The sequence below is a fragment of the Peribacillus sp. NPDC055009 genome (assembly GCF_053608705.1).
Genome location: NZ_JBSGVZ010000002.1, coordinates 439,751 through 460,391, shown reverse-complemented (window position 1 = coordinate 460,391; position 20,641 = coordinate 439,751). Strand labels below are relative to the sequence as shown.

At 42.6% G+C, this 20,641-nt stretch carries 25 protein-coding genes; 17 read left to right on the top strand and 8 right to left on the bottom strand.

Going from position 1 to position 20,641, the window contains the following annotated elements; translation table 11 throughout:
- Positions 1-47: 47 nt before the first annotated feature.
- Positions 48-875 (bottom strand): pyridoxine/pyridoxal/pyridoxamine kinase, encoded by an 828-nt coding sequence (gene pdxK, locus ACWF5P_RS06015; protein WP_230176092.1) that lies wholly within the window; start codon positions 873-875, stop codon positions 48-50.
- A 371-nt stretch (positions 876-1,246) separates the two neighbouring features.
- Here pdxK and mobA point away from each other — a divergent pair, with 371 nt between their 5' ends.
- The 4 genes from mobA to ACWF5P_RS05995 are packed head-to-tail and all read left to right on the top strand — an operon-like array spanning position 1,247 to position 3,606.
- On the top strand, positions 1,247-1,882 hold the full coding sequence (mobA, locus tag ACWF5P_RS06010) for a molybdenum cofactor guanylyltransferase (RefSeq protein ID WP_452444712.1): 636 nt from the start codon (positions 1,247-1,249) through the stop codon (positions 1,880-1,882).
- A complete protein-coding gene (locus ACWF5P_RS06005) occupies positions 1,872-2,336 on the top strand; it encodes a molybdenum cofactor biosynthesis protein MoaE (protein WP_427573370.1) in 465 nt (154 codons plus the stop codon). The genes mobA and ACWF5P_RS06005 overlap by 11 nt, the downstream gene beginning before the upstream one ends.
- Entirely contained in the window at positions 2,329-2,562 is a 234-nt protein-coding gene (gene moaD / locus ACWF5P_RS06000) for a molybdopterin converting factor subunit 1 (RefSeq protein ID WP_101223877.1), read from the top strand. Before ACWF5P_RS06005 ends, moaD begins: the two co-directional genes overlap by 8 nt.
- Positions 2,563-2,586: 24 nt before the next feature.
- Positions 2,587-3,606, top strand: a complete 1,020-nt coding sequence (locus ACWF5P_RS05995; RefSeq protein WP_230176094.1) for a MoeB/ThiF family adenylyltransferase — start codon at positions 2,587-2,589, stop codon at positions 3,604-3,606.
- A 62-nt stretch (positions 3,607-3,668) separates the two neighbouring features.
- Here ACWF5P_RS05995 and ACWF5P_RS05990 read toward each other — a convergent pair whose 3' ends face one another.
- Both ACWF5P_RS05990 and ACWF5P_RS05985 read right to left on the bottom strand, forming a co-directional pair.
- Positions 3,669-4,016, bottom strand: coding sequence for a general stress protein (locus ACWF5P_RS05990; protein ID WP_053536921.1), 348 nt, complete (start codon positions 4,014-4,016; stop codon positions 3,669-3,671).
- 135 nt (positions 4,017-4,151) lie between these two features.
- Complete coding sequence (locus ACWF5P_RS05985; protein WP_452444711.1) at positions 4,152-5,585, bottom strand: phospholipase D family protein; 1,434 nt, start codon at positions 5,583-5,585, stop codon at positions 4,152-4,154.
- Between the two features lie 151 nt (positions 5,586-5,736).
- On the opposite strand from ACWF5P_RS05985, the gene ACWF5P_RS05980 reads away from it, so the two are divergent.
- From ACWF5P_RS05980 to ACWF5P_RS05970, 3 genes are all read left to right on the top strand, one after another.
- The gene (locus ACWF5P_RS05980) at positions 5,737-6,417 is read left to right on the top strand and encodes a uracil-DNA glycosylase (protein WP_230176096.1); all 681 of its coding nucleotides are present in this window, start codon (positions 5,737-5,739) and stop codon (positions 6,415-6,417) included.
- A 270-nt stretch (positions 6,418-6,687) separates the two neighbouring features.
- Positions 6,688-6,945: a YwdI family protein gene (locus ACWF5P_RS05975; RefSeq protein ID WP_076368544.1), complete on the top strand. Its 258-nt coding sequence runs from the start codon at positions 6,688-6,690 to the stop codon at positions 6,943-6,945.
- Between the two features lie 23 nt (positions 6,946-6,968).
- Positions 6,969-7,337 carry a DUF423 domain-containing protein gene (locus tag ACWF5P_RS05970; RefSeq protein ID WP_098370223.1) on the top strand — a complete coding sequence of 123 codons (369 nt, stop codon included), beginning with the start codon at positions 6,969-6,971 and terminating at the stop codon, positions 7,335-7,337.
- A 108-nt stretch (positions 7,338-7,445) separates the two neighbouring features.
- Here the strand turns inward: ACWF5P_RS05970 and gerQ are convergent, their stop codons facing one another.
- The gene (gene gerQ, locus ACWF5P_RS05965; RefSeq protein WP_434168165.1) at positions 7,446-7,961 is read right to left on the bottom strand and encodes a spore coat protein GerQ; all 516 of its coding nucleotides are present in this window, start codon (positions 7,959-7,961) and stop codon (positions 7,446-7,448) included.
- 411 nt (positions 7,962-8,372) lie between these two features.
- Entirely contained in the window at positions 8,373-9,122 is a 750-nt protein-coding gene (gene hemQ, locus ACWF5P_RS05960) for a hydrogen peroxide-dependent heme synthase (protein WP_101223873.1), read from the bottom strand.
- Between the two features lie 254 nt (positions 9,123-9,376).
- Between hemQ and pta the strand changes: the two genes are divergently transcribed.
- Genes pta through ACWF5P_RS05945 form a run of 3 tightly spaced genes read left to right on the top strand, consistent with a single transcriptional unit; the run spans position 9,377 to position 11,422 of the window.
- A complete protein-coding gene (gene pta / locus ACWF5P_RS05955; RefSeq protein ID WP_434168164.1) occupies positions 9,377-10,363 on the top strand; it encodes a phosphate acetyltransferase in 987 nt (328 codons plus the stop codon).
- A 35-nt stretch (positions 10,364-10,398) separates the two neighbouring features.
- Positions 10,399-11,247: a lipoate--protein ligase family protein gene (locus ACWF5P_RS05950; RefSeq protein WP_101223871.1), complete on the top strand. Its 849-nt coding sequence runs from the start codon at positions 10,399-10,401 to the stop codon at positions 11,245-11,247.
- Position 11,248: 1 nt separating this feature from the next.
- The gene (locus ACWF5P_RS05945; protein ID WP_434168163.1) at positions 11,249-11,422 is read left to right on the top strand and encodes a hypothetical protein; all 174 of its coding nucleotides are present in this window, start codon (positions 11,249-11,251) and stop codon (positions 11,420-11,422) included.
- 62 nt (positions 11,423-11,484) lie between these two features.
- Here the strand turns inward: ACWF5P_RS05945 and ACWF5P_RS05940 are convergent, their stop codons facing one another.
- Positions 11,485-12,231 carry an RsfA family transcriptional regulator gene (locus ACWF5P_RS05940; protein WP_101223870.1) on the bottom strand — a complete coding sequence of 249 codons (747 nt, stop codon included), beginning with the start codon at positions 12,229-12,231 and terminating at the stop codon, positions 11,485-11,487.
- 268 nt (positions 12,232-12,499) lie between these two features.
- On the opposite strand from ACWF5P_RS05940, the gene ACWF5P_RS05935 reads away from it, so the two are divergent.
- The 3 genes from ACWF5P_RS05935 (at position 12,500) to ACWF5P_RS05925 (ending at position 14,807) form a co-directional block, all read left to right on the top strand.
- Entirely contained in the window at positions 12,500-12,721 is a 222-nt protein-coding gene (locus ACWF5P_RS05935; protein ID WP_048683566.1) for a DUF1450 domain-containing protein, read from the top strand.
- Between the two features lie 236 nt (positions 12,722-12,957).
- Positions 12,958-14,265 (top strand): HD domain-containing protein, encoded by a 1,308-nt coding sequence (locus ACWF5P_RS05930; protein ID WP_434168162.1) that lies wholly within the window; start codon positions 12,958-12,960, stop codon positions 14,263-14,265.
- A 32-nt stretch (positions 14,266-14,297) separates the two neighbouring features.
- Entirely contained in the window at positions 14,298-14,807 is a 510-nt protein-coding gene (locus ACWF5P_RS05925) for a YwgA family protein (protein WP_098185024.1), read from the top strand.
- 29 nt (positions 14,808-14,836) lie between these two features.
- Here ACWF5P_RS05925 and ACWF5P_RS05920 read toward each other — a convergent pair whose 3' ends face one another.
- Positions 14,837-15,022 (bottom strand): 2-hydroxymuconate tautomerase, encoded by a 186-nt coding sequence (locus ACWF5P_RS05920; RefSeq protein WP_034315897.1) that lies wholly within the window; start codon positions 15,020-15,022, stop codon positions 14,837-14,839.
- 140 nt (positions 15,023-15,162) lie between these two features.
- Here ACWF5P_RS05920 and ACWF5P_RS05915 point away from each other — a divergent pair, with 140 nt between their 5' ends.
- Positions 15,163-15,837, top strand: coding sequence for a site-2 protease family protein (locus ACWF5P_RS05915; RefSeq protein ID WP_434168161.1), 675 nt, complete (start codon positions 15,163-15,165; stop codon positions 15,835-15,837).
- Positions 15,838-15,875: 38 nt separating this feature from the next.
- Positions 15,876-16,385, top strand: a complete 510-nt coding sequence (locus tag ACWF5P_RS05910) for a YwhD family protein (protein ID WP_434168160.1) — start codon at positions 15,876-15,878, stop codon at positions 16,383-16,385.
- A 150-nt stretch (positions 16,386-16,535) separates the two neighbouring features.
- Here the strand turns inward: ACWF5P_RS05910 and ACWF5P_RS05905 are convergent, their stop codons facing one another.
- A complete protein-coding gene (locus ACWF5P_RS05905) occupies positions 16,536-18,605 on the bottom strand; it encodes a PBP1A family penicillin-binding protein (protein ID WP_434168159.1) in 2,070 nt (689 codons plus the stop codon).
- 207 nt (positions 18,606-18,812) lie between these two features.
- On the opposite strand from ACWF5P_RS05905, the gene speE reads away from it, so the two are divergent.
- On the top strand, positions 18,813-19,640 hold the full coding sequence (gene speE / locus ACWF5P_RS05900; protein WP_101223866.1) for a spermidine synthase: 828 nt from the start codon (positions 18,813-18,815) through the stop codon (positions 19,638-19,640).
- A gap of 14 nt (positions 19,641-19,654) precedes the next feature.
- Positions 19,655-20,533 (top strand): agmatinase, encoded by an 879-nt coding sequence (speB, locus tag ACWF5P_RS05895; protein WP_101223865.1) that lies wholly within the window; start codon positions 19,655-19,657, stop codon positions 20,531-20,533.
- Positions 20,534-20,641: the final 108 nt, after the last annotated feature.

Below are 20,641 nucleotides of genomic sequence, written 5' to 3'. Positions count from 1 at the left end.
CGAAAAAGGCCGCTCGATGAATTTGAGCGGCCATTAAACTTGATGTTTTATTTTTGTGTTTTTTCAGCGATTCCATATTTATGGTATGCACCATGATTGACAGGTCCAACATAGTCATTCATCTTCCAAGAATGGCGAACGGCCTCGGTGATGAAGTCTTTAGCAATGAGGATAGCCTCACGCGGGCTTTTACCTTCAGCCAATTGAGCTGCAATGGCCGCTGAAGATGAACAGCCGGCACCATGTGTATTGGTCGTTTCGATTTTTTCTGATTCAAGGATTTCAAATTCAGTTCCGTCATATAAAAGGTCAATGGCTTTATCATGATCCAGCTTATTACCGCCTTTGATCAAGACATATTTTGCACCAAGTTCATGAATCTTTTTGGCTGCAGCCCTCATATCGTCAATCGTCTTGATAGGCGCAGTTCCCGCTAACTGAGCGGCCTCGAACAGGTTTGGCGTGACTACAGTTGCACGTGGAACAAGCAGTTCGCGCAGAGCTACAGCCGTTTCAGGGTGCAATACTTCATCTTCACCTTTACATACCATAACTGGATCGATTACGACCTTGTCCAGCTTCAACTCGTCTATTTTACGGGCAACAAGTTCAATGATTTCCACTGATCCAAGCATTCCCGTTTTCATGGCATCGATGCCGATTGATAGAATCGTTTCGATTTGGGCTTCTAAAACCTCGACCGGTGTAGGGAATACATTATGGGACCAGCCATTCTTTGGATCCATCGTCACGATTGTCGTTAAAGCGGACATACCGTAAACGCCGAATTCTTGGAATGTCTTTAAATCTGCTTGAAGACCTGCACCGCCGCTCGAATCCGATCCGGCAACTGTCATAGCTCTTTTCATAGTCATTATGTGACCTCCTCAGGAGAATTAGATTTCGATATTATCAGCATACCAGTTAATATCCTATTTTTAGAATATACCAAAATTTCTTTTATGTAAAACTTAGATTTCACCTTAATATAAGTACCTTAAGAAAGGTAATGGAATGGCCACGCATGAGTCATTTTTTCGGACATGGAATTCAGAAAATAAAATGGGTGGGTGGCCTGCTTTTTAGCTTTTGATCCTACTTTCCATCTTTTGATATGCAAAGCAAAGTTTGTGAAGGTGTCATTATTTTCAAAGTTGATTTAAAATATTTAAATATAGTGGGATACATTTAGTATAGCTTTACCGTTCGATGCTGGATTAAACCCAAAAAAGGGAGGGTGATTTCTATGGAATGGACAATGTTGCTTTTAGCTGGTGGGAAATCAAGCCGTATGGGCGTGAATAAGGCCCTGTTGTCCATAGGTGGCATTGTGAACATTTCAAGAGTGGCATCCGAATTGAAAAAGGTGTCAGAAAACATTATGGTCATTACGAATACAGTTGAAGAATATCGTTTTCTGCAGCTGCCGCTAATTCCGGATTTACATAAAGATCAAGGACCTCTTGGCGGATTGCATGCAGGGTTGACCTCATCGGAAACGGAGCTTCAGTTCCTTGCAGCCTGTGATATGCCGTTTGTGAGTGCAGCTGCCATAAAGGATATCATATCCAATTATGAACCTGAATTCGACGCAGTCATTCCAGAAATAAATGGCAGGCTCCAGCCGCTTTTTGCTGTTTACCATAAAAGATGTCTTCCTGTACTGACGGACTGTTTATTAAAACATGAATTGAAAATGAGACTATTTTTGGAAAAGATTTCGGTGAAAATCATGAAAGAAACCGAATTTAAGTTATATCGCGAGAATCCTGAACATTTTCACTACCTTTTTTTCAATATGAATACGATGGAAGATTATCAAGAGGCAGGTTATATTGATCGAACTGAATTATATATAAAGGATGGTAGACATGAATTATAATATTTCAAAAGAGCCGATTGTCATCCAGGAAGTGATTGATAAAGTAGTCAGTCGAAATGCTGGTGCCGTCACGACCTTTATTGGTACGGTGAGGGAAATGACGAAAGGAAAAAAGACTCTCTTCCTAATATACGAAGCGTATGAACCGATGGCCATCAAGAAATTGGAGCAAATCGGATCAGAGATCAAGGAGCGTTGGCCTGATGCAGAAGCGGCTATCACCCATCGTGTAGGTAAACTTGAAATCACGGATATCGCAGTGGTTATTGCCGTTAGTACGCCACATCGGAATGATGCATATGAGGCAAACAGGTATGCGATTGAAAGAATTAAAGAAATCGTCCCGATTTGGAAAAAGGAACACTGGGAAGATGGGGAGACATGGGTCGGAAACCAGTTGGAAACCGTTCCATATCCAACGGGGAAACCTGAAGAGGAGGATATTGATGATTAATGTACTTTTATTTGCCCAATTGAAAGATGAGCTAGGTAAGGAGACTGTTACTATAGAAGGAAATGGAATGAGTGTAGCCCAGCTAAAAGGAAAAATGAAGGTGGATTTTCAATTGGAAGGTCTTGAAACCGTGATGACAGCGGTCAATGAAGAATTTGCCGATGATGACACAATTCTATCTGATGGAGATACTGTAGCTTTCATTCCGCCAGTAAGTGGAGGCTAAAGCATTTGGAAGGGAGGGTTCACGGTGAAAGAGCGATTTTCAAGGCAGACTTTATTCGCCCCCATTGGTGAAGGGGGCCAATTGAAAATTATGAAGAAGCATGTATTGCTTCTTGGTGCAGGGGCTTTGGGATCTGCTAATGCCGAGGCCCTTACTCGTGCAGGAGTAGGGAAGCTTACCATTGTCGACAGGGATTATGTCGAGACCAGTAATTTACAGCGCCAACAAATGTATACGGAACGGGATGTCGAGGAGAAACTGCCAAAGGCAGAAGCGGCAAAGCGTCATTTATTTGATATCAATCATGAAGTTGAAGTGAATGCCATCATCATGGACGCAACAGCCCAGAACCTCGAGCAGCTGCTTGGTGATGTTGATTTGATCATGGATGCAACCGATAATTTTGAGACACGGATGATAATTAATGATTTATCACAAAAGCTTCATATACCATGGATTTATGGGGCATGTGTGGGAAGTGTGGGGATGACTTTGACGATCCTTCCCGGACAGACACCATGTTTGCACTGTTTGCTGAAAGCGATCCCCATTCAAGGTATGACCTGTGACACAGGAGGAATCATATCACCAGCAGTAACGATGGTAGTGGCACACCAAACTGCCGAAGCTTTGAAAATCCTTGTAGAAGATTGGGAATCTGTACGGCCTGCACTTGTTTCTTTTGATCTGTGGAGAAATCAATACCAAACCGTTAAATTGACAAAAGCAAAAAAGAAAGATTGTCTCTCATGCGGGGAGCAGAGGACATATCCCTTTTTAACAATGGAGAATGCAACGAAAACGGCTGTTCTTTGCGGGAGGGATACTGTACAGGTAAGACCGCCAAAACCTTTGAAACTGCAACTCGAGAAATTAGCCAAGGATCTGGACGGCAGCGGCTATTTGGTGAAATTCAATCCATTTCTTCTCTCTTGTGAAAAAGCTGGGGAGCGTATCGTCATTTTCAAGGATGGACGGGCGTTGATACACGGTACGAAGGACATGGTCCATGCAAAGGCCACGTACCAAAGCATCCTGGGATAATGATTATAAAAAACGAGGCCACAGGTTTTGGGGCCTCGTTTTTTATGAATTCATATAGGGTTTTAGTGTGTAACCCCGTCTTTATTGTCTTGTTTGGAAGCGACGATGACTACTTTTCCTTCGTCAAGAACTTCCTCGTAACGTTCTGCCTCCATATCACTAAGGCCAAGGTTGCTCATTCGATTACGAAGTTCATCTCCGCGTGATTTAAAGAGATTTCCGACGGTATCAAGGAAACCTTGTTCCTTCATGCCTACACCTTCTGTATTTGTATTCTCGGTAAGGTGTTTTGAACGGGTTTTATCATGGGCAAACAAATATACATCGTCTTTCGTATAACCTGATGTAACTAATTCATCGATTTTTTCCTTTGCTTGTAAACCGTTTTCTACTACATGTACTTGATACATATAAACTCCTCCTTGAATTTCAGTGAGATTCTCTTGAAAATAGGTAAATGGAATCTTGCTTATTACAGTTGCCGATTGGCTATAGTAGTATATAACCTTGTTTGGGCACGGATAAACATTTTTATCGAAGAATATTTAGTAAGTGGTGAAGCGGAATACCTTTTGAATGCGGTAGGTCAAGTATTTGAAGACAGGCAGTTTCTTTTGGTATTCACTGTAATCCACCGTGTAAGTTCCGTTTTGATTTGTCCAAAGTCTTTGAAAATAGCTATCGACATCCTTGGAAACGCCGGCATCATTTGGAGCATGGATTTCAACATTCGCTTCAAGATTATAGTCATCTAGATTGCGGGAGGTATAATTAGCCGATCCTCCAAGGATAACCGTTTCATTAGCCTTTTGGATCATCATCAATTTTGTATGGAACTGTTCTTTATCTGTTTTGTACCAGCGGATCGAGATGTTTTCATCCCCCAGTTTTTCAAATTCGGCGGCAACCGGAAGGTTGGGAAGCCCGATTTTCTCACTTCCGAAAGCGTTTTGATTCGGATCCAATATCATATGAATCTTCACACCCCGTTCAGCTGCATCCGTTAATGCCTCGACAACCTCGCGATCGGCAATGTAGAACATGGCAAGATGGATCTTGTCCCCCTTTTTTGCATCCTTAATTGCCTTAAGGACATGTTTATTGATTTTTCCTTCCGTTAGCAGTTGTACCGATATCGGTCCTTTATCTGCCGATGTCCCTTTGAACTCAGGAAATGACTTTGGTCCTCCCGAGAATTTCGAAGCGGCTTCTTCGGCTTTAAGAAAATCGCCGATGATATTCCCATCCATCTGGAACGCGATATTGGAATGGAATCCACTTGCGTCATGAGGATTGGCAGATGAGATGATGGCCGTTTTTTCAGTAGCGACCACTTTTCTGTGATTGGCTTTGATATTCATCAGTCTAAGGTAAGAACGCAAGGTGACCTTTGGTGCGCTTTTGGCCATTGGATTCACAATCCAGCCTTTTCCGCTTTCACCGAACCATTGGAAAAAGGTCCGATATACACCTGAATAGAGAGGATTAGGATCCCGGAGGCGGTCTAAGTTGGTAACAATGACATCAATGCCACTTTTTTTCATCGTTTCCAATGCCTCTAATTGGTAGGCATTATAGGAAGTGTTCACTTCATCTGTAATGAATATAACCTGGAGATCAGGTTTCCTTTTCTTCTGTTTCACCAGATTATCCTTCAGAGTCTCGGTTAACTTCGGGAAGTTTATCTTTTCATCATAAAAAGCATTAAACAAAAACATATCGATTACGATATAAGAATCAGCCTCTTCTATCGCTTGATTTATGGTTTGGAAAATTCGCTGCTCATGTTGCAGACTCCCTTGTTCATCGTGATAGGAAAGGTCATAGATGAAATCGATATCCTCGACATGATGAACTTTTCCTTCATAAGAAATACCATCGGGGAGAGGCTTGTAGCTGTTATAGACGATTACGATTGCAATGACGATCAAAATGCTGACAAGCAGATAAAATCGTTTTCTTTTGTACCATTTTTTCATAGGGAATCCTCCAACATGGTTAAATTGCTTGCTAACTTTCTATTTTCCCACTTTTGGGGTATATAGAAACATAAATCGTAATCTATGGAAAAGGCAAGGCGATTAAGTTTGATATAATATAGTTTCAAAAAGTGGAAAGGGGCTGTGGCAGATGGAAAAGCAGTTATTGACAAATGATTGGTGGCCTCTATTGAAAGAGGAATTCAAAAAAGAATATTACCAGGAGCTAAGGGAATTTATAAAGCAAGAGTACAGCCAGCAAGTCATTCATCCTGATCAGGACGATATTTTCAATGCGCTTCACTATACTCCTTATGAAGACGTAAAGGTTGTCATCCTTGGACAGGACCCTTACCATGGCCCTGGTCAAGCGCATGGCCTTAGTTTTTCAGTTAAGCCGGAAGTTCGCATCCCACCCTCTTTAAGAAATATCTTTAAAGAGTTAAACACCGATCTAGGCTATGAGGTTCCGGATAATGGTTACCTTGTTGAATGGGCAAAACGGGGAGTGCTTCTATTGAATACCGTCTTGACTGTGCGTGAGGGGGAGGCGCACTCACACCGCGGAAAAGGATGGGAAATCTTTACGAATCAAGTTATTCGCCTATTGAATGACCGTCCGAAACCGGTTGTATTCATCCTGTGGGGAAAACCTGCTCAAACCAAAATCCCTTTGATTGATGAAACCCGCCATAAAATCATTAAGTCCGTACATCCAAGTCCGCTGTCGGCTTCCCGTGGTTTCTTTGGCACAAAACCTTTTTCCAAAACAAATCAATTGCTGTTGGAAATGGGGGAATCCCCAATTGATTGGAAAATCACGAACCGATGATATGGGCAGGAAAACGAAACGGGTGAATTGTATGGCGTGCAGTCATTTCTATATAACTTGGGATCCCAGTTTTCCAAAGGGCTGCCGTGCTTTTCAATTCAAAACATCAAACCAGCCTTCTCTTGATGTCTTTCATTCCTCAGGACAGCCATGCTTGAAATTTCAAGCCAAGCCAATGAAAAGGTAGGAAATATGCAAGGTGTTTTCTTCTCTGATTTTTGCTATGCTAGTTATGATAGTTTTGACCTGTATATAGACGAGGTGGTAAAGTTGGATATTTCATCAAGACAAATGTTAGATAAAATCGAAGAGCTTGTTTTAAAAGCGAAACAGGCAAATTCAGAGGATAAGGTGCAGGGGTATGTAATCGCCATTAAGTCCCTTTGTGAAGTAATGGTGGATGAAAAAGCAGCGAACATCAGCATGCCGAAGCCAATCACATTGACCCAGCCCGTTATGTCGGCTACACCGAATGTAGAACCGGTTAAAATGGATGAGGCCAATGGGGAGTCCTTGTTCGATTTTTAAATTAGGGAAGGGGAGCGAAATAATTGAAACTGTTCATCATTTTAGGTGCATTGAATGGGTTTATTGCTGTGGCACTAGGTGCATTCGGTGCACACGGGCTGGAAGGGAAAATTCCTGATAAATATTTAGAAACCTGGCAAACCGCTGTTCAATATCAAATGTTCCATGCGGTTGGTTTATTGGTAATCGGAATATTGGCTGGGAAGATTTCAAGTCCGCTGATCAACTGGTCCGGCTGGCTTATGCTAATAGGAATTATCCTGTTTTCCGGAAGCCTATTCGTTCTAAGCGTTACGCAAATCAAAGTCCTAGGGGCCATCACACCGCTTGGCGGGGTTTCATTCTTGGTTGCTTGGGTCTTAATGATCATTGCTGCATATAAATACTTGTAATGAAGGTAGCTGACCTTCTGGGTCAGCTCTTTTTGGGAAAAAGTCATTCCAATATAAGAAGAGCCTCAGAATCAAATAGATTCTGAGGCTCTTCTATATAGGATTTTTTTACCTTGGCGAATAGGTGGTAAGCCCAGTGCCTCCAAATGGATATTCATATTCGATTTCTTCATCAAACGTTATATAATCTAAGTATACCATCGGGATTAAGTATCGTTTTCCCGTTTGAGGATCGCTTATGATTAAGTGATCGCGTCCTGCAGCCTCGATGATTCCTTTGAAGATCTTGGCATTCCATTCCTTGTTGTTTTCAAACGTTGTATAAACAGTGGCCAATTTCCCTTTATTCAAACGCAAGATGTTCTCGATGTACGACTGTTCGACCGGAAGCATGCCAGGTATCTGTGGTCCGGAAGGGGGTTGACCCATCGTCATCGGCACTTGTTGTGGCGTGCCTGCCATAGTGGGCTGTTGTGGCTGGTATGATGGCTGTTGGTATCCTTGCTGTTGGTAACCTTGTTGCTGGTTAGGATTCTGCTGCCTTAGTTCAGGCTCATTATTCTCATAGGGGTAATAAGGGCTTCCTCCGTACGGATAATTACCATAAGGATTATTTTGTGACATTGCATTCCCTCCTAAATTCAAGGTTTAGTTGATGCTGTGGAATTTGGACAATCCGAGAGAGTGGACTGGAAGAAACAGTGCGATTTATAGCGACCGGTAGTATTGTATATGTTTATTGGACAATCCCCGGGTGGCTTAAAAAACCACAATGAATGTTAAGCGATACATAACGGCTGCCGTTCATGATATAAGCCATATCCTCTTGTCGGCTAATTAATAGAAGTAACGTTCCTTCACCTCGCTGGAGTCAGGAATTGCCTTGATCAATTTTCCTGAAGCTGAATGGGACTGTGAAAAAATGAATTCATCACTATTGAAAATGTATGGGATATGGATTGAATTTATTCCAAAGCCGGGAAAAAATAAGGAGGGGACGCAAAAAAAGCCTCCGGAAACCGGAAGCTCTTCGTCTTATACGTATAGGAATGAAGGTACGTTTTCTTCCGGCAGGATATTGCCTACAAAGAAAGAACCAAATGCAGCGTAACGTGCACTCACTTCATCAAAACGCATTTCATAGATTAATTTTTTAAATTGAAGGACATCATCTGCGAATAGTGTTACGCCCCATTCATAATCGTCAAAACCGACAGAACCCGAAATGATTTGTTTCACTTTACCTGCATAACTGCGGCCAATCAAGCCGTGGGAACGCATTAAGCCTTTGCGCTCTTCCATGGAAAGCATATACCAGTTATCATCGCCATCACGACGCTTGTCCATTGGATAGAAGCATACATGTTTCGCTTTTGGAAGTATCGGATAAAGTCTGGAACGGACATGAGGGTTCTGGTATGGATCCTCATCATCTCCGCCAGCTAAGTAATTGCTTAATTCCACGACGGAAACGTATGAATAAGCGGGAATTGTATATTCGGCAAGCTTCGTTTTGTTGAATTCGTTTTCAATTGCATTCAATTCTTCCATGGTTGGGCGGGCAAACATAAGCATGAAGTCCGCTTTCTGACCAACGATTGAATATAGGGCATGGCTGCCTTCATTGTCGCTTTGTGTCATATTCCATTTATCCAGTAAACCTTGGAACTCTGAGATGGCCAATTGGCGTTCGTCACTTGATAACGTTTTCCAAGAAGACCAGTCAATTAGACGGAAATCATGTAAACAATACCAGCCGTCCAGTGTTTGTGCTGCTTCACTCATTACGATCACTCCTAAGTCTTATTATAACTTTAATATAACATAGTTTCAGTATAAGGAAATTTATATCAACCCGCAAACACCATCACTGTTTTCGGCGTTCTGCAAATTTCAGATTTGCGGATTGGGAGGGACCGAAGTGGCTGGAATTTACCTGGCTCCTGGAGTATTCTTAAAAGAAGACGGCAATGGATTTTCATCGAATGGTTAAATATAAAAAAAATGGGGGAAACGTATCTAAAAAGGAGGAATAGCCAATGAGTGATTTATTTGAAATATTGGAATCGAAAATTATGGGGCATAATTTAAAGATCGTTTTTCCAGAAGGGTTGGATGAACGGATTTTGGGAGCGGCAGGCAGGCTTTCCAAAGCTAAACTGGTGACACCTGTATTGATTGGGGATATCGGGTTGATTCAAGAGAAGGCAAAAGATTTAAAGGTCTCCCTTGATGCAATCGAAATATATGATCCGAAGAATTATATCATGATGGATGAAATGGTAGAAGCATTCGTTAAGGTCCGTGATGGTAAAGCGACCGATGTACAAGCACGTGAAATCTTAATGGATGAGAACTATTTCGGAACCATGCTCGTCCAAATGAAACTGGCACATGGAATGGTCAGCGGCGCAACTCATTCGACTGCCGATACGGTTCGGCCCGCCCTAAGGATCATTAAAACAAAGCCAGGCGTCCAAAAAACATCGGGAGTATTCATCATGGTCCGGGATGAAGAAAAATATGTGTTCGCGGATTGTGCCATCAATATAAACCCCGATTCCCAGGACCTGGCTGAAATTGCTATAGAAAGTGCGAAGACTGCACTAATGTTCGATATCGAACCGCGTGTGGCGATGCTGAGCTTTTCGACGAAGGGATCCGCAACATCCCCCGAGACCTTAAAAGTGGTTGATGCTGTCGATTTGGCAAAAGAAATGGACCCTGAAATCATCCTTGATGGGGAATTTCAGTTTGACGCGGCCTTCGTTCCTTCGGTAGCAAGAAAAAAAGCACCGGATTCCCTTATTCAGGGGGATGCGAATGTTTTTATTTTTCCAAGTCTCGAAGCAGGGAACATCAGCTATAAGATGGTACAGCGCTTGGGCGGCTTCGAAGCGGTCGGTCCGATCCTTCAGGGCCTGAATCGTCCGGTGAATGACCTTTCGAGAGGATGCAGTGAAGAGGATGTATATAAACTGGCTGTCATTACAGCGGCACAGGGGTTTGTGGCGCAGTATCAATAGGCAGCTTGAGGATTAAATGTTAGAGGGAGATTCGTATGGGTGAAATAGATTCATTATTAATGCAGCAAGAGTGGAGGATTATTGATCAATCTTCCGTCGGACCTCAGTTTCCTGCTCTGGAGTCCTTTGCGATGGATGATACATTTTGTGCTTCCGTAGGGTCAGGTGAATCAGCGGCCGTAGCCAGAGCGTGGGTACACCACCGAACCATCGTCATGGGTATACAGGATACGAAGTTGCCTTTTCTTAAAAAGGGTTTGGATCATTTAGAAGAACATGGCTTTCAGGCCATCGTGAGGAATTCCGGAGGGCTGGCAGTCGTGCTGGATGAGGGTGTCCTTAATTTGTCGCTCATTTTTCCTGAAAACGAGCGGAAAATTGAAATCAATCGTGGATATGATGCGATGTGGGAGCTTGTCCAATTGATGTTTTCCGATTTCCCAGTCACGATGGAAGCAAGGGAAATCGTCGGTTCCTATTGTCCTGGAAGTTATGATTTAAGTATAAATGGGCAAAAATTTGCCGGTATTTCCCAACGTAGGATCCGCAATGGCGTAGCGGTGCAAATCTATTTGTGTGTCAATGGAAGCGGAGCTGAACGTGCCAGTCTCGTGAAGGGTTTTTATGATGCAGCTAAAGGAAATGCAGAAACCAAATTCGTTTATCCTGATATCGTCCCTTCGGTGATGGCGTCCCTAACTGAATTGTTGGGTGTGCAATTGAGTGTTCAGGACGTGATGCTCAGATTCCTGCATGTATTGAAGGAACATAGCGAAAGGATATTCTCTGACACTCTTTCCGTTCAGGAATGGCCGATGTATGAGGCATACTTGACAAGAGTGGTGGAACGCAATGATAAAGTATTTGATGCATTAAAGGATTGAAATGAACGAAGCCGTTCCATTAAGTCAGGAACGGCTTCGTTCATTTAATACGACTTTAGCATTCACTGAAACTGTAAAAGGACTGGATGATAGGCAGCGGCGTCCAGGGAGATATTATTCCTTCTTTCTTGAAACAATGAAAAAAAGAGCCTTATTGGCTCCCTTTTTCGGATAAACATGGGTGAAACGGCCTTTATCATGTGGTTGATCTATGTAACTTATCCCCACATTATCTTATTACTCGGCCATTTTTTCCAAATTGCCATTCCGGTCCATCTTGAATTTAGTTGCCGGACGTTCCTCTTCCTCTAACAATACCAGCTTTCTTGCTCGATTCATGATATTCATCAAAGTTTCATAATCTTCCTGCATCAAGCCGCTGTTTTGCTCTAGGTGGCTGATTTTATTCTCCAATTCTTCATTTCGCTTTTTCAGCCCTTTAATTTCAAGCTTCAATCTTTCATTTTCGGTTTTTAATACTTCGGCTTGGAGCATGCGGCCGTTCATAGATTCCAAATAGGCGATGACGGTATCGAGGCTCATGGCCGTTTCCAAGGTTACTGGTGTGTGCTGTGTCTTAGGAGCGAGGGCTTCTGCCACAACGAATTCCTCTGCTGTTTCATAATTGGTAATATCGACTTCGGATTTCAACTCTAGTTCCTCTTCTTGTACATGGGGAACCATTATGTCGGAAATCGTTGGGGACGGCGGTGTATAAAGAAGTCGTTTTTTTCCTCCTTGATCTTTTCCAAGGATCCTTTGCCGCTGCTTACGCTGTTTCTTGGCAAGGGAAAGCGCTTTATCATAATTATGGCGGACAACTGCATTCCAGCGGAATCCGCATGCTGCAGAGGTGCGATTCAACTTATCTCCTACCTCTTCAAAAGCATTGAGCTGAGTGCTGCCTTCCCGCACATGGCGCAATACCGTTTCTGCCAAAAGCAAATCATCTTCTTCTGTCCAGGCGTCTTGACGAACCTTCATTTCTACATACTCCCTTTCTGGTAATTTTTAAAATAAATAACTATATAAAATATCGTGTGGCAGTGATTTATGGAGTGTTCTACTAGCATTTTGGACAAAATATGGATTTTTTATACAAAAAGGTTAAAAGGATACTAGTTTTTTGATTATTTACATGCTTTTCACATCATCCAGCCCTCTTGATATTCATAAGTAGAAACGGTAAAATACCCTTTAGTCGTATAAATGGATGAAAATAGTTTGTCATGGAAAGGATGGTGACCGGAGGATGTCCAATGAATTCAGAGTGTGCGATGACTGCTTGGCGGTAAACATTAAAACGTTGATCCCGCGTCTTGAAAAGCTTGATCCCGACGCGAAAATTGAAGTGGGCTGTCAATCCTATTGCGGTCCTGGCAGAAAGAAGTCTTTTGCCTTTGTCAATAACCGTCCAGTTGCTGCACCGACAGAAGACGAGTTACTAGATAAAATCAATAAAAAACTAAAGTAGGATCCATGATATATAGTTAGAGTGGATTGTTTGCTTATGATAAATGAAACAAGTAATCATCACCCAGATTCGACACACTGCGGTGATTTTTTATTTCTTTAATTTCAAGACAAAATCGGACTGAAACTTCCGTTTTCTTACAAAATGACCCCTCTTACTAGCAAGGTGGAAGTTAGGGTTTTTTGTCAAAACACGCTATAATGAGTGCATCGAGATTACGAAAAAGAGGGTAGTTCATGGAATATTCCGGTGAAAAATTACAAGAAGAAAAAGTATTCAAGGACCCGGTGCACCGATATATACATGTTCGCGACCGGGTTATATGGGATTTAATAGGGACGAAGGAATTTCAGCGTCTTAGAAGGATCAAACAGCTGGGAACGACTTATTTAACCTTTCATGGTGCGGAACATAGTCGGCTTAGCCATTCGCTTGGAGTATACGAGATTGTTCGGAGAATCGTGGATGATGTTTTCGAGGGCAGACCCGAATGGAAACCTGAGGAACGGTTACTATCCTTGTGCGCAGCACTTCTGCATGATTTGGGTCATGGTCCTTTCTCTCATTCTTTTGAAAAAGTGTTTGACCTGGATCATGAGCAATTCACGAGGCAGATAATCCTCGGCGATACGGAAGTTAATAGGATCCTCCTTAGGGTTGGACGTGATTTTCCTAAAAAAGTGGCAGAAGTCATAGCGAAAACCTATAAAGGCAAATTAGTAGTCAGCCTGATTTCAAGTCAGATCGATGCTGATAGAATGGACTATTTACAGCGTGATGCTTACTTCACTGGCGTGAGTTATGGACATTTCGATATGGAAAGGCTTTTGCGTGTAATGAGGCCAAGGGAAGAACATGCCGTCATAAAACAAAGCGGGATGCATGCGGTTGAGGATTATATCATGAGTCGATACCAAATGTATTGGCAGGTTTATTTCCATCCAGTTACGAGAAGTGCGGAGGTCATACTTACCAAGATTCTACATAGAGCGAAACATTTATATGAATCCGGTTATGAGTTTGCACAAGAACCAAACCATTTTTATTCATTGTTCAGGGGAGAAGTGACTTTAACGGACTACTTGAAAATGGATGAATCGGTGATGCTCTATTATTTCGAAGCATGGGAAGACGAAAACGATGCGATTTTAAAAGATTTATGCACTCGCTTCGTTAACCGTAAACTATTTAAATATGTGGAATTCCATCCATCGAACAGTCAAATGAACAGGTTGATGGAGTTAAGGACGCTATTCAAGAAGGCGGGCATTGATCCGGATTATTATCTCGTCGTCGATTCTTCATCAGATCTGCCGTATGACTTTTACCGGCCAGGTGAGGAAGAGGAGAGATTGCCGATTCACTTGCTGAAAAATAATGGCGAAATTCGTGAATTATCGCGTGAATCCGAAATTGTCGATGCAATTTCAGGGAAAAGAAGAACGGATCATAAGTTGTATTACCCAGCGGATTTATTGCGTGATGAATCTACGAAGAAAAATATAAAAAAACAGATTCGTAAGCTTTTGGAGCTATCGGATTAAAGTGGTACATTTTTGGTGAGGAGTGACGAGCCTTGTTTAAGGATCATGCAAACATTATCAATGCAATTTCTACTGCCGGTGAAATCTCGGGTCGGAAAAAATTACAAAAGATCGTTTATATCGCGAAGAAGCTGTCCTTCCCATTTCATGAAAAGTTTCAGTTTCACTTTTACGGACCATATTCGGAGGAGTTGACCTTACGGATTGAAGAGCTCTGCGAAATGGGCTACTTGAATGAAGTAAGGGAAAAAAAAGCAGGCTATTATCAATATTGTTATTCGATAACGGATGCAGGCCGGGATTTCCTATCCATCCAGGAAGTGGAGATGCCTGCTCTTGAGGCATGCTTACAGGATATGAACGAACAGAATGCCAGGTTTTTGGAGCTGGTTTCAACGGTATTATACTTCGACACGCTTGAAAAAGAGGAAGTCACCGAGAAAATTTTCACGCTGAAAAGCAAACAAAAATATACGCTTGAAGAAATTGATGAGGCATATGAATATATTGAGCAGCTAAAAACAAAAGCTAAGCCGAATTGATGGCTTAGCTTTTCCCCATTATGTAAAACTTATAAATCGCTTTTACGGACACCGGCTACTGCTAAATGATTTTTTGACATTTCTTCAATGAAAATCGTCACGGCTTCAGCTGGTGCTCCAGTTGTTTCCGTAACGGCTGCAGTCACCTTTTCGACTAAAGCCTTTTTTTGTTCGTCTGTACGGCCTTCAAGCATTTTGACTGTTACATATGGCATCTATTTTTCCCCCCTTCCTCTCTTATCTTGTAGTGTTTCACAATGGGAAAAGAAATGCAAGACACGGAAGTCAGAGTTTTTTCACTTCTTGCTCTTTTGATGTATACTAACGGTAATAAACAATGGGGGAGAAGCTATCGATGGAATTCTTTGATCAAATAGGAAGGTTTTTGGCTTATCCTTTGGAACAGCTTCCATATGTCATTGTGTCACTGTTAATCGCATTTACGGTTCATGAATTTTCCCATGCCTATGTGGCCTATAAGTTCGGTGACCCGACTGCAAAGAATGAAGGAAGAGTCACATTGAATCCGATTTCGCATTTGGATCCAATCGGAACTCTGTTGATATTGATAGCCGGATTTGGTTGGGCGAGACCCGTACCGGTTAATCGTTTTCATTTTAAGAATCCAAAATTGGCAGGGGTGCTCGTCTCTTTTGCCGGTCCGTTCAGTAATTTGCTTGTTGCAATTTTAGGGTTTTTAATATTTTATGGATTGCTTGCAGCAGGCGTTGGACCTGATTTACCATTATTCGTTCAGCCATTCTTCGAGGTGCTCATCAACTTGAATATCCTTTTGTTTGTATTTAATCTGTTACCGCTGCCGCCGCTCGATGGTTATAGGATCGTACAGGATCTTGTTTCAGCTGACTTGCGGGCAAAAATGACCCAGTATGAACAATATGGCTCACTGATTTTTTTGATTCTGATCATCACACCGCTGAGCAAGTATACAATTGGCCCGATTTTGAACAATGTTGTACCATTGGTAGGCGACGTCCTGAGTCGGTTCTTTACACTTTTGCTTTTTTAAACGATAGGAAATGACAAACCATTAAGGGGGATATAAGCATGGATGAACAACCAAAGAAAAAGGTAGGCTTCAATATTATAAAAAACGACCCAACAGAAGGTCATGGCGGATATGGAGCAGGGGTATTAACGCTCGATAATATTTCCCCGGTCATCATCGATGTGGATGCAGGTGAAGCAGAGGTCGATATCGGCGCGATGCATGCAAGAAGTGCAGTGGAAAAAGGGATCAAGTTTTTAAAGACTAAAGAGGAGGTCCCGAATGCCAAACCTTACTGGCTTGTTTGGGTGACCATTGAAGCCACTCAAAATGGCCCGCACTATGCAGGTGTGACAGCATGTGAAATGATGGTTGACAGGTCAATTAGACGCGGTTACAAATCGCTCCCGGAGCATGTTAACCGGATGGATAAATCGCTAAAGAGAAAAATCATCGTCGAGGACATGGACGATAAATCAAAGCTTGTGCTTGCAGACTTCCTGAAAAATCATGATGCAGGAATGTGGGAGCGTTCTTCAGATCTGCTGAAGGAGTCATTGACGGTTTGAAACTCGATTAATGGGTGAAATGTTAAGTTTAGTGAAAAATGCACTTGTAGGAAAGCGATAAAATCAGTAAACTTAAAGACAGCAGTTTAGTCACTGTGGAACTAGGACAGAAAAACCCCCGAAGCCGATGCCGGCTTCGGGGGTTTTTCGTTATCCCCAAGGTTTTAAGACTTTTTTGTACCATGGGGCCTTTTTATGTTCTTCTTCTTTTGGGGCATGTTTCGGATTCTCGCCCTTAAAGTGCTCGGCACAGTATTCGACTGGTTCGGTCCCTTTAACATAATAAGTCAATCTTGATGCAGGACAGTCCTTTGTGGCCAATTTTCCGCTAACGGGGTTCACGTTTACCCCGATTACGTTTTTGGTTTCCTTAAACGATTTTGCCGGTTTTCCTTGCAGGCCCCTTTCCATATAGGAAGCCCAAATTTTCTTTGCATAGCCTTTTTCAGCAGGGATCTCGATTTTTTTACCTTGATCATATCCAGTCCATACCCCTGCTACAAGCTCCGGTGTGTAACCGATCATCCAGCTATCAGTCGGAGTGGAGCCTGATTTGCCGGCATATGGGCGGGACAGCTGGGAACTGATGGTGCTGCCGGTCACTTTCGTATAGCCATTTAAGGTTTCATCGAAAACCCCTGTAAGCATCTGGGTCATGACAAATGCCTTATCCTCATCCAAAATCTGTTCCGGTTTATCATTTTCATCAAAAATCACTTCACCTTTTTGATTTTCAACCTTTTTGATAAACACGGGTTCAACCTTCTTGCCGCCGTTAGCCAGAATGCTGTATGCGTTCACCATTTCAATCGCCCTTACACCTGACGTACCGAGTGCCAGGGAAGGAACCGCATCCATCTTTGCCGTGATGCCGAAACGGTGCGCGGTATCGACCAATGTCTGTTCCCCAAGGAACAAGTGCGTTTTTACGGCGAAGATATTATCGGAAAGAGCAATGGCCTGAGCCATCGTGATTTCGCCCTCCGCATATTGATGGTTGTAATTATGCGGTGTGTAAGATGAGTGACCATCATCGAAAGAAAATGTAGTTGTCTCGCTTTTTAAGGTGGTGGACGGTGTGAAACCATTCTCCAGAGCTGAATAGTATAGCAAGGGCTTCATGGTTGAACCAGGCTGGCGAACGGCCTGTGTTGCCCGATTGAATGGCGACTCGGAGTAATCTTTCCCTCCGACCAGCGCACGGACCTCCCCGGTATCCGGATCCATTGCCACTATCGAGGCTTGAATGCCTGAAGACTTGGGTATGGTATTGGAAAGAACTTCTTCGGCAGCGTCCTGCTGGGTTTCGTCCAGTGTTGTATAGACCTTAAGCCCGCCAAGCTCGATCGTCCTGTCATCTAAATGAAGCTGAGTTTTTAAAGCCTGCTTGACGGCATCCTGGAAATAGGGAGCGGTCTTCTTGGTGACCGTTCCGTGTTCTCCCTTTAATGTAAGGGATGTTCGCAGCGCTTCCGTGATATCCTTTCCTGAAACATAGTTCTTGCTTTTCATGGCTTGCAGGACGATTCTCTGCCTTGATTTGGCTTTTTCAAAGTTATCCAATGGAGAATAGTTTGACGGCCCTTTTGGTATTCCGGCCAGCATGCTAGCTTCAGGAAGGGTCAAATCCTTGGCATCCTTGCCAAAGTAATATTGGCTTGCAGCTTGAGCTCCATAGGCACCATGGCCATAATAAATCGTATTTAAATAGCCTTCTAGAATTTCCTTTTTGGAGTAGTTCATTTCTAAACGTATCGTATAAAAGGCCTCATTAAATTTACGCGACCACGTTTTGTCATGCCCAAGAAACAGGTTCCTGGCATACTGCTGGGTAATGGTGCTCGCACCCTGGACTTTGGACATTGCCTTAATATCAGCAAGGATGGCTCCGCCGATCCGCTTTATATCAAATCCATTATGTGTGTAAAATTGACGGTCCTCAACGGCTACAGTCGCTTTGATGAGCTCTGGTGAAATCAACTCCATTCCGGCCCAATAACGTTTCTGGCCATTATCGGTTTCACCGATCACATTTCCATTATCGCTATAATAGAGAGTGGACTGCGGCACGACCAAAGGAGGCGGACCTAATATTTTTGCATAAATCAGTAAAGAGAGAAGCAATACAAAGAGTATTGTGAGCCCGATTGTGGCAAGGATAATGAAGGCCCGTACATATTTAGTTGTCCTTTTAAATCGTTCGCTTGGAATCAATTCCATTGCTTTCACCTCTCTTATCACGTAAGAATCTAGTATCTATTACTATTATGTAAAAAAAAGAAAATTTTAAACATAAGAACTGCATTTAAGAAATTTATCTTGCAATTCTGCTAGATTCGTCTATAATTTTTCTAGCTAATGACTATACCGATTTTGGGGAACCTATAAGGTGACTGACAATATGAAATGGAAAAGGAGCGTTAATAAATGAGCATTTGGTTTACTGAAAAACAAACAGAGAATTTTGGTATTACGATGAAAGTGAATCGTACTTTACATACGGAGCAAACTGAGTTTCAAAAGCTGGATATGATTGAAACGGAAGAGTGGGGCAATATGCTGTTGCTGGATGACATGGTAATGACTTCACAGCGTGATGAATTCGTGTACCATGAAATGGTAGCCCATGTTCCTTTATTTACCCATCCTAATCCAGAAAACGTTTTGGTTGTAGGAGGAGGGGACGGAGGAGTTATCCGTGAAATCCTAAAACACCCAAGCGTAAAAAAAGCTACATTGGTGGATATCGATGGGAAAGTTATCGAATACTCAAAGAAATTCCTGCCTGAAATCGCAGGCATGCTTGAAGATCCGCGTGTAGACGTACAAGTTGGGGATGGCTTCATGCACATCGCCAAAAGTGAAAATGAATATGACGTGATCATGGTTGACTCGACTGAACCAGTCGGACCTGCTGTCAATTTATTCACTAAAGGTTTTTATGCCGGGATTTCCAAGGCTTTGAAAGAAGACGGGATTTTTGTGGCACAATCCGACAATCCTTGGTTTAAAGCGGACTTAATTCGTGATGTACAACGTGATGTAAAAGAAATATTTCCAATCACCAGCTTGTATTTAGCGAATATCCCGACGTACCCAAGCGGCCTTTGGGCGTTCACGATCGGATCGAAAAAATATAATCCATTAGAAGTGACTGAAGATCGTTTCCATGAATTAGAAACGAAATATTATACAAAAGAACTTCATAAAGCAGCTTTCGTTCTGCCTAAATTCGTTCAAGATTTAGTGAAATAAGGGAGGCATGGACCATGAAATTCGATGAAGCCTATTCAGGCAATGTATTCATTAAAAGCCATCCTGTTTTTGAGGAATCGGAAGCTGTGCTATACGGCATGCCGATGGACTGGACGGTAAGCTTCCGTCCGGGTTCCCGCTTCGGCCCTACCCGAATTCGTGAAGTTTCGATTGGTTTGGAAGAGTACAGCCCGTATTTAGATCGTGAATTAGAAGAAGTTAAATTCTTTGATGCCGGGGATATACCATTACCATTCGGCAATCCGCAGCGCAGTATCGATATGATTGAAAAATATGTCGACAGCTTGTTGGATGCAGGTAAGTTCCCAATAGGTATGGGAGGGGAACATCTTGTAACATGGCCTGTCATCAAAGCCATGTTCAAAAAGTATCCCGATATGGCCATCATCCATATGGATGCCCATACAGATTTACGTGAGGATTATGAAGGAGAGCCGCTTTCCCATGCGTCCATCATCCGTAAATCCGCAGAACTTATCGGCCCGAAAAATGTATACTCTTTCGGCATTCGTTCCGGTTTGAAGGAAGAATTCCAATGGGCAAAAGAAAATGGCATGCACATCTCTAAATTTGAAGTTCTTGAACCTTTGAAAGAAGTACTGCCGCAGTTAGCTGGCCGTCCTGTATATGTGACGATCGACATCGATGTTCTTGATCCTGCGCACGCGCCGGGAACAGGCACCGTAGATTGTGGAGGCATCACCTCCAAAGAGCTTTTAGCTTCGATTCATGAGATAGCACGGTCTGAAATTAATGTAGTCGGCTGCGATTTAGTAGAAGTGGCACCGATTTATGATCCATCCGAGCAAACTGCGAACACTGCGAGCAAGCTGATTCGCGAAATGATTTTAGGTTGGGTTCAAAAAGGTTAATGGATGTAAGACTTGACTTGACTGTTCCTGTTTTTTGGCGGGAATGGTCTTTTTTTATCCATTCAGGAAAAGAATTTTACATCTGATGGACTCTATGTGAATAATTCC